A 7,473-nucleotide genomic window follows, 5' to 3' on the forward strand; every position below is an offset into this window, starting at 1 on the left:
ACTCGCTCCCGTCATACCTCCAGGCCTTCGTCGACGAACACCTGCAGCACACTGACTCGATGCTCGTTCTCTGTGGATCGAGCGTGAGTACAATGGAGTCTGAGGTGCTCGGCCACGAAAGTCCGCTATATGGCCGCCGAACTGGACAAATTGATCTCCATCCGTTTTCGTTCCAGCAAGCCCGGGACGTGATTGCGTACGATATTGCAGACGCAATTCGATCGTACGCGGTCACCGGTGGGACACCGATGTATCTCACGCGTTTCGACTACGAACAGTCGTTAGCCGAGAACATTCAGACACAGATTCTATCACCGACAGCACTGCTCTACAATGAGCCAGAGTTCCTGCTTCAGACGGAACTGCGCAACCCGGCTCGCTATCTGAGTATTCTTGAGGCAGTCGCAGTTGGACACACAACGCCCAACGAGATCTCTGGTGCAACTGGAATCGATTCAGGACCGCTCTCGAAATACCTTCAGACACTGCGCCAACTTCGGCTTCTCAACCGCGAGGTCCCGATTACGGCCTCCGGGCAGAAGTCCAAACGATCTCACTACCGCGTCGACGATGAGTTCCTTCGGTTCTGGTTTCGTTATGTCGAACCGAACCGGTCTAGCATCGAAGAAGCGCCTGCGATGGTCTTCGAGGGCACTATCGAACCCGACCTACCAACACACGTCTCGACGACATTCGAAGATGTCTGTACGGAGGCGGTCTGGGAACTGATCAGGAGCGGCGAATTCGACTCGTATTCTGCTGTCGGGCGATGGTGGTATGGTGAAGAGGAAATCGATATTGTGGGACTTGCGCCCGCCGATGACCGACTCTTGCTTGCCGAATGCAAATGGACCAACGAGCCGGTTAGCCACGGACTTGTCGATGACCTTCGATCGAAGGCCAACAGCGTTCGATGGGGACCAAGTGATCGGTCTGAACGGTTCGCGCTCTTTTCCAGAAGTGGATTCGTCGATGGCCTTGCTGAGGCTCTTGACGACAACTGGTCACTGTTTGACCTTACGGATATCGAATATATCTTCAACGACGTCTGAAAAATTGGCCCTGTCGTTCGGCCATCCACCGCCGAATCTGTCGGAACTGATGTTTCGTGACGCCCGCCAACCAGAGAAATAGCGGCTCTTACTCAGCGAACGAGTAGCTGAGGCCTTTATGAGGTGATCCAGTGCTTAACCGAACACGGATGGTATAGCGATATAGAATTCATACACTTCTGTTATGGCAATATTCTCGCGCTATAGCTGCTGTATTGACTGATTACGGCAGGTTAGATTCTGAGCTATCCCACTTAACATTAGAACAGTAGTGTGCAGTGGCTATTAGTGGGTCGCCACTGTATGCGAAGCACAGATGATAGACCTCGCTCAGAACGACGCTACCCCCACGGATCGCGGCAGCGAGACAACGCTCCAAGACGCTGCTCGCCTGTATCTCGGGGCTCAGGACTCTGGCGTCTATGCGAGCAACGCCACGCACATCCTGGAGCGCTGGATCGGGTGGGCTGAAGACCGCGGGGTGACGAACATCGACGAGGTCTCGAAGCGACTGCTCACGAACTACGCGACGCGGCTCCGACGCCGAACCGAGAGCAATGCGATCGCTGCGTCGACGGCACAGAACTACTTCGACGTCGTCGCCGGCCTGTTGACGTACGCAGCCCGGCGCGATTGGCTCCAATCGAATCCTGCCCGCACCGAGGCCGCGGAGAACGAACTTCCAGCTGTAGATAACGGGGGGCGAGCGACGCAACAATTCTGGTCACCGGCGACGCGAGAAGAGCTCGTCCGCTGGGCCGACTGGCGGGCCGAAGATGCCCTTGATCACGACTGGATGGATGGCGAGGCCGCCGTTCGAGACCGCGCACTCGTGGCGATCTTCGCCTATTCGGGCGTACGCGGCAGCGAGGTCGTGCGTGATCCACGTGATGATCGGCGCGATGGTCTCAATTGGGACAATGTCGACTTCGACGGTGCCAAGCTGGAGGTCTACGGGAAAGGGATGGAAACACAACACGCCCCGTTCCCCGAACGAGCCCGCCGGTTCGTCCGAGCGCACAAGCGACGTCAGAATCCACCAGACGAGTCGTGGCCGGTGTTTCGGACCCGACACCTTCCGACGCTCTACGGCGGCTTGCCTGACGACGTCGAGGGTGTGACGCCCGCGAACGTCCTCGACCTCTACCGTGAACACGAGATCACGCCGCCGACGCTGTCCACGTCGGGAGCACGCTCGATCATCGAAGGGCTCTGCGAAGAGTCAGGTATCCGGGAAGACGGTGAAAAACTGCGCCCTCACGGAGCTCGGCGCGGCCTCGGTGACACGCTCTATAGACGCAATCCCGAGTTGGCACAGCAAGCGCTCCGGCATCAGTCGATCGATGTCACCAACGAGAGCTACCGTCACGTTCAGACAGGTGAAGTGTCGGAAGGAATCGACGACGTGCTCGAATGACTGCTACTTTTAGGGTATCATAGAGACCTTGTCACAGCGGCTTTATTTCATAACCTCACAGCCGAAGCAGCCGTGATATCCTGCCTGCGTACTGATCGAATTCAATCTCTGACAACTCTTTCCTAATCGATACGAATTTGAAGGTTCGCCGACCAATATCGTTTTATGGAGTTACGAGAATTGGTCTCCGCTCACCTCCCAAACGCCGTAGTTGCTGCGATCATATTCACGCTCTACAACATCTACACTGGCGATATTGCTGACCCAGCCACGATTGGTATCGAATTCATTTCCTACGTTATTGCGATCTTCATCGGATTCGTAGTTATTACTCCAATTTTGGACAAGATATTCGGTAGCGTTACTACGTGAACCTCCTGAACTGGGCGAATCGAGGGCGCGAAGAACGAACAGTTATGAACGCCCATTTAGTCTAAAGTCGCCGAGTGCGCCGATATGGCGACTGAGGCGCTCTCGAATACTAATCAGCGTGTGAACACAGACCTGAGTTGACTGCCGACCTATGCAGAGCCTGTCGCTCCACCGAACTCGTCAAGCGTCGTCGGAGACAGACCGGCGTCCTCTGCCGCGCTGGGTGCGTTGTCGTCGCTGTCTGTGGTTGTCTCGTGGAGGTAGGTGGTTTCGTCTGACGCCCGCGGGTTCCGACCATCTTTGAAGAGATTGTAGACCGCGTCGGATGGGTCCGGGAGATCGTCCGGATCGGTCGCGATCTCTTCCTCACGAACTGGGTCGGGCTCACCACTCGCGAGTTGTCGGAGGCGATTGTCGAGCTGCCGGCCAGTCGCCTGGATGTATCGCGTTGCAGTCCGCAGGTCTTTCCATCCCATCAGCGCCTGCAAATAGAGAGCTTCGAGGCCCTGTTCGGCCCAGTAGAATCCAGCGGCGGCGCGGAGCGCGTGTGGGTACACTTTGTTGAGGCCGACGCGGTCTTGGAGCGTCGTCACCCGGCGGTTGATCGTTGACTGGGCGTAGTCGAAGCGACCGACCTCATCGAGGAACGTCTCGACGATGTTAATCGAGTGTTCGGAGTAACCATAGGGAATCGGCCGGGCGCTCGCCTTGTACTTCGGATTCCAGTAGAGGTCGAGTACGTCGTCGACCGTGACGTCGGATCGCTTTGCGGCTGCTTCCGCAGCCTGTTCGCGACAGTACCGGCAGTTACAGGCATCGTGCCGTGGGATATGGATAATCTGTCTGTCGCGGTCGACCCAGCCCTCGTGGAAGTGAATGAGTTCTCCTGACCGAAACCCGAGCCGGCCGGTGAAGTGGACGAGGGCACGGTCCTCGATCTGACGCTTGCGGGCCTTGTGATCTGCAGCGGCAGCGAGGAGGTACTGGTACTCCTTCTTGCTTGGGGCGTCTGCGGCGGCGGGGCGGCTGAAACTCTTGATCATCGGTTGATCCCTCCGGCAGTTGTGTCCGAACTGTCGGCGTGATTGGGCCACGATTCGGAGCGGCGGGTCTGTTGCTGGGGAGTGGTTGCACTCATAGCTAGCTGATGTCTCCCGGATTCGGCGGGGAGTCAAGGGGTCACAGCGGGCGATTGTCGTGTTCGAGCAGGACCGGCAGACACCCAACTTCACTTGACATTATTTGAAAAAGGTTCGTGTTCTGCGGGTGTTATGACTCGGGAGAGAACAGTGCAAAAGAGGACAGCCAAGATGTGTTTTATAAACTCGGCGCAAAACCCGTGTCTGAGTCTTGCGCCCACAGGTGCAAAAGAGGGAGGAGATGGCGCGGGGATCCCCGCGCCACTCTCTCTTTCGACGTCGTTGATCTGTGGCTGGATTCATTGGGGGAGAGTTCACGACGGCAGCAGACGAGTACTGCTCTTCCCCAGTAACATCGGATCGTTCCTCAGTGACTGCAAAAGAGGACTCCTAACGGATGCAAAAGAGGCTGTGAGTGTGATCATTCGTACAGAACTCACGGCGCACCGCTGCCGATTACGCGCCCGCGCGCAGTAGCAAAGTAACTCAACCCTAGGGGTTTCCGATCGCCATCTACGCTATTTTAAAAACGTCTGCCTTGTTGAAACCCCCAATCGGTGATAGGTTTCAGCAGTCCTGCTGAATACAACGCGCAAACTGATCGGGAGACTGGCGACTACGGCTCGGACGGCGCTCCGACCTCATCAGCAATCGCTTGAAGTTCGGCCTTCCGGAACGAGGAGTCATCCGCCGCCTCCGGCGACTCCGCAATGCCGACCTGTGCCCGGATTAGTCGGCGCATCCGCGTTGTCGATGGCTTCCCTTCCTCATCGACATCGACCTCGAGTGCCTCACAGATTGCCTGCAACTCTTCCTTCGTGAACGATGCCCCGAACTCGCGTTCGAATCGATTCGTCGCCACTCGAATCGCGTTCCGAACTTCGTGAACGGTTGGACTCATAACTCTCCTCTCCGATCGCCTCCCTCAAAGTTCCTACCCAGTAGTAATGAGACGCTTCAGACGGTGCAGAGTGGATCCGGTCTCTGACTAGTGCTAGCTCAGCCTCTGTACCGAACGAATCCGATTCTGGTGTGTGACCTGCCAGACCATCTTGGTCTGAGAGTCTGCTGCACAAGTCACAACACGACTGCTAGAAATGATATACAGTCCACCAATCACCCGGACTTAGGCGTTCCCAGCCCGATTCATTCAGTGCTGCTGCACCCAGACAATGGGCTACAGCTATTCCTGGGTATGACTGACTCCACCTCCGAACCGGCGCCGCGCCGTCCGGCGCTGAACCGACTCCGAGATGAACAACGCAGAGCACTGCAGACGTTCCGTGAGGACGGATTTGCCTCAAGACAACAGCTCCTCGAGTGGCTTCACACCTTCCAGTACCGCACGCTCGGGCGTGTGGCCGACTGGGTGTACTTTCTGCTCCCAACGAAGGACGTGACTGTCACGTGCTGTCTGAACAACGCCGCGGCGCGGAAGCGCCACCACCCACGATCGTTCCTGGATGCGGACCAGCGGGCAGCCGAACGTCGACGGCAGGCCGCCAAGCATCTCCGCCCGGCCTGTCGGAAAGCACTTCGACAGCTCCGCACACAGGCCGCCGAGTACGTCGACAACGACGATCCCGCTCCGGATCCGGACATATCCCCGTATTCGGTGCTGCGCCCGGTCCTCGACGAGTACCAACAACGGCAACAGATCCGTCTACAGCGCTGGTTCGATGGCTTCGACTCAGTCTCGGAGCTCGCCGAGTGGGTCCACGACTTCGACTACGACACGCTGGGAGAGATCGAGAATATCCCGGGCGGCGAGGAATTCGACTACGAACTGCTCGAGCAACGAACAGCCAGACGAGTTGCGTTGGGCGACAGCGACGCCTACGCTCGCGAGCGTGAGCAACTGGCTGCCCGATACCTGCTGCCCGCGTGCAACCGCGCCGTCCGTGAACTCGCCGTGAACGCTGGTGAAGCAACCGACCAGAACTCCTCGGAGATCTATGTCCCGTCAGGGTGATCGCCGAGTGTCAGAACGCCCACCCACACCGCCTCGTGATCACGGATCCTGGCTCCGGATAGCTCTCTATCGAATCTGGAACCTTCCTCGACCGGCTCGAATCGCCGATCGAGGCGTTGGCGTTCGACGAACGCCAGGACGTTCCGGGTGGCACAGAGCCCACGATAACCGGAGGAACCGGCCAGATCACCGTGGCGCGCCTCCCCGTCGACGGCGAGCAGGCTACCCCGGCCGATCCTACCCCGGATATGGGTGCTGCTGATTGAATTGCCCATTTGCCAATTGGCTCGCCGTCTCGTTTCGCTCGGCCTTTAAGTGCAGGGGTGACCGCTGGGAACCGGCCGGTATCCGGGGCAAAACCGCCGCAACTATCAGATATCCGAGTAGCTACGCACGCGCGTAAATAATTATACTCTCAAGGGTGTCCCCCGTGCGGTGGGGGGCCACCGCAGGCGACCAACTGTGCGAGCGGGCGTGCTCTCGCGCCTGCATTTTATATACGGCCGAGCGGCCGCCCGCGGGCGATATGAATTCCGGAAGCGTGCGCGCCGGCGCGGCAACCGCACGCTTGCGCGGGCGTTGAATTCGCACACGCGACAGCGCGTTCGTTTGTACGCCCACGAATGTCTGCGTGTGGGCGCGGATGCGTGGCCGTCGCGATGCCCGCGATCGTGCTTGCGTGTGCGCTTGTGTTCGCGTGGACGTCGTCTCCCTGTGGACGTCTGCCGAGGCGATTGGAGTGACGACCACGCGCTCGCCCTGGCACAACACCTATTGGTAAGACAGGCGTATTACGTCTATATGTCTAAAGCAACCACAGATAGTGACGGTGAGGACGATATCGTAACAGTCAATTTCAAGATTACAGAGTCGTTCCTCGAGGAAATCGACGACACGTGGCAGGGACGGGGATTCAATAGCCGCAGTGAATTCATCCGGTATACGCTTCGCGATGCAGTTGAATTCCCGACATTCGACCGCGACGAGCTGATCGCGCTGCTCGCTGCAGAGACAGACATCCGTGAGGGAACGACGATGAGCGCAGACGAGGCTCGCGAGCGGTTTGGGACGGGCAATGAGTGAGGGCGAGTGGACGTGGGAACTCGCTTCGACAGCACAGGATGATCTTACGGGGCTTTCACCCGAGGAACAGGACCGGATTCTCGAAAAACTCGATGAGACCGTCAATTCGCCGTGGCGTGACCCACCGGACTACGGTGAACCCCTTCAGAACAGCCCATACAAGAAGATCCGTATCGGAGAATTCCGACTTTCAGTGACATTCCGGCGAGACGAACAGCGATTGGTTGTCGCCCGTATCAAGCGACGGGGCGGCGCGTATACTGCCGACGACGACTAGTCAGTGGGTGTCTGATCACGCTTTGTGTCAGGGCGTCATAGAATGACTCTATGAAAATCCTGCAACTAAGCCCCTGGCGCGTGAATCAGATCAACAGGGGTTGGCAAAGACCGAGTGGGAACTAGTGCAACAAGCACGCTAGAATGACTGGTCTTAGCACC

At 57.9% G+C, this 7,473-nt stretch carries 8 protein-coding genes; 6 read left to right on the top strand and 2 right to left on the bottom strand.

What is annotated here, in order from left to right; genetic code table 11:
• From D3D02_RS17750 to D3D02_RS17760, 3 genes are all read left to right on the top strand, one after another.
• Positions 1 to 1,052, top strand: a 1,052-nt coding sequence (locus D3D02_RS17750) for an ATP-binding protein (RefSeq protein ID WP_147435687.1), incomplete at its 5' end; no start/stop codon positions are given.
• Positions 1,053 to 1,368: 316 nt separating this feature from the next.
• Positions 1,369 to 2,469: a tyrosine-type recombinase/integrase gene (locus D3D02_RS17755; protein ID WP_121571280.1), complete on the top strand. Its 1,101-nt coding sequence runs from the start codon at positions 1,369 to 1,371 to the stop codon at positions 2,467 to 2,469.
• A 165-nt stretch (positions 2,470 to 2,634) separates the two neighbouring features.
• Entirely contained in the window at positions 2,635 to 2,841 is a 207-nt protein-coding gene (locus D3D02_RS17760) for a hypothetical protein (RefSeq protein WP_121571281.1), read from the top strand.
• A gap of 149 nt (positions 2,842 to 2,990) precedes the next feature.
• On the opposite strand, the gene D3D02_RS17765 is transcribed toward D3D02_RS17760, so the two are convergent.
• Together D3D02_RS17765 and D3D02_RS17770 are read right to left on the bottom strand one after the other, a co-directional pair.
• Positions 2,991 to 3,884 (bottom strand): tyrosine-type recombinase/integrase, encoded by an 894-nt coding sequence (locus tag D3D02_RS17765; protein ID WP_121571282.1) that lies wholly within the window; start codon positions 3,882 to 3,884, stop codon positions 2,991 to 2,993.
• 712 nt (positions 3,885 to 4,596) lie between these two features.
• Positions 4,597 to 4,881 (bottom strand): hypothetical protein, encoded by a 285-nt coding sequence (locus D3D02_RS17770; protein WP_121571283.1) that lies wholly within the window; start codon positions 4,879 to 4,881, stop codon positions 4,597 to 4,599.
• A 294-nt stretch (positions 4,882 to 5,175) separates the two neighbouring features.
• On the opposite strand from D3D02_RS17770, the gene D3D02_RS17775 reads away from it, so the two are divergent.
• The 3 genes from D3D02_RS17775 to D3D02_RS17790 all read left to right on the top strand — a co-directional run bounded on the left by D3D02_RS17775 (position 5,176) and on the right by D3D02_RS17790 (position 7,312).
• Complete coding sequence (locus D3D02_RS17775) at positions 5,176 to 5,952, top strand: hypothetical protein (RefSeq protein ID WP_121571284.1); 777 nt, start codon at positions 5,176 to 5,178, stop codon at positions 5,950 to 5,952.
• Between the two features lie 801 nt (positions 5,953 to 6,753).
• Entirely contained in the window at positions 6,754 to 7,035 is a 282-nt protein-coding gene (locus tag D3D02_RS17785; protein WP_121571287.1) for a ribbon-helix-helix domain-containing protein, read from the top strand.
• Positions 7,028 to 7,312, top strand: coding sequence for a type II toxin-antitoxin system RelE/ParE family toxin (locus D3D02_RS17790; protein ID WP_121571286.1), 285 nt, complete (start codon positions 7,028 to 7,030; stop codon positions 7,310 to 7,312). Before D3D02_RS17785 ends, D3D02_RS17790 begins: the two co-directional genes overlap by 8 nt.
• Positions 7,313 to 7,473: the final 161 nt, after the last annotated feature.

Source organism: Halobellus sp. Atlit-38R (assembly GCF_003665925.1).
GTDB lineage: Archaea > Halobacteriota > Halobacteria > Halobacteriales > Haloferacaceae > Haloquadratum > Haloquadratum inordinatus.